Source organism: Bradyrhizobium cytisi (assembly GCF_008123515.1).
Taxonomy (GTDB): Bacteria; Pseudomonadota; Alphaproteobacteria; order Rhizobiales; family Xanthobacteraceae; genus Bradyrhizobium; species Bradyrhizobium cytisi.
The window spans coordinates 1-1,012 of record NZ_VSSR01000127.1 but is presented as its reverse complement, the minus strand read 5'-3'; the positions used below and the strand labels follow the sequence as shown (position 1 = coordinate 1,012).

Genomic DNA, 1,012 nt, shown 5'->3' with positions numbered 1-1,012 from the left:
AGGAGAGCGCTTGTGGCGAATGCAGGTGTGAGAGGCCGGCCGATCGAGCCGTTGGTGCTGAGTGCGCAGGAGCGGACGTACTTGGAGAGACAAGTCCGTCGTCACCGTGTTGCGCGGTCGCTATCTGAGCGATGCCGCGCGATCCTGCGATGTGCGGACGGCTTGCCAAGCAAATCTGTGGCTGCCGAACTCGGCCTCCACGAGCACACCGTTGGCAAGTGGCGCCGCCGATTTTTGAAGGATCGCTGTGATGGCCTGCTTGACGAGGCCCGCCCTGGCCGCCCTCGAACCATCGACGACGATCAGGTTGCTGCCGTGATCGAGCGGACGTTGCGTACGACGCCGACCGATGCGACGCACTGGTCGATCCGCTCGATGGCTGCGGAAACTGGCTTTTCCCACACCACGATCCGCCGAATGTGGGCGGCGTTCGGCTTGCAGCCGCACCGTAGCCAGACATTCAAGCTGTCGAGCGATCCGCTGTTTGTCGACAAGGTGCGCGATATCGTCGGCCTTTACCTATCTCCACCGAACCGAGCCCTTGTCCTCAGCATCGATGAGAAAAGCCAAATCCAGGCACTCGATCGCGAGCAACCGGTCTTGCCGATGATGCCTGGCGTACCGGAACGTCGTACGCACAGCTATGTGCGGCATGGTACGACCTCGCTGTTTGCCGCGCTCGACGTCGCCTCGGGGTTCGTTATCGGCAAATGCTACAAGCGCCACCGGGCAGTTGAGTTCTTGAAGTTCCTCAAAGAGATCGACGCTCAAGTCCCTGAAGGGCTCGATGTCCATATCGTCATGGATAACTACGCCACCCACAAGACGCCTAAGATCAAAGCGTGGCTCGCCCGCCGGCCGCATTATCATGTCCATTTCACGCCGACTTCCGCGTCATGGATCAATCAGGTCGAGCGCTGGTTCGCTGAACTCACCAGAAAGCAGATCCAGCGAGGTGTTCACACCTCCGTCAGGCAACTCGAGGCCGACATCCGTACCTTCATCGAGCTGC

At 60.3% G+C, this 1,012-nt stretch carries 1 protein-coding gene; it reads left to right on the top strand.

What is annotated here, in order from left to right; genetic code table 11:
• Positions 1-12: 12 nt before the first annotated feature.
• Positions 13-1,012: IS630 family transposase (locus FXB38_RS41160; RefSeq protein ID WP_148756582.1), on the top strand; the 1,000-nt coding region annotated here is incomplete at its 3' end.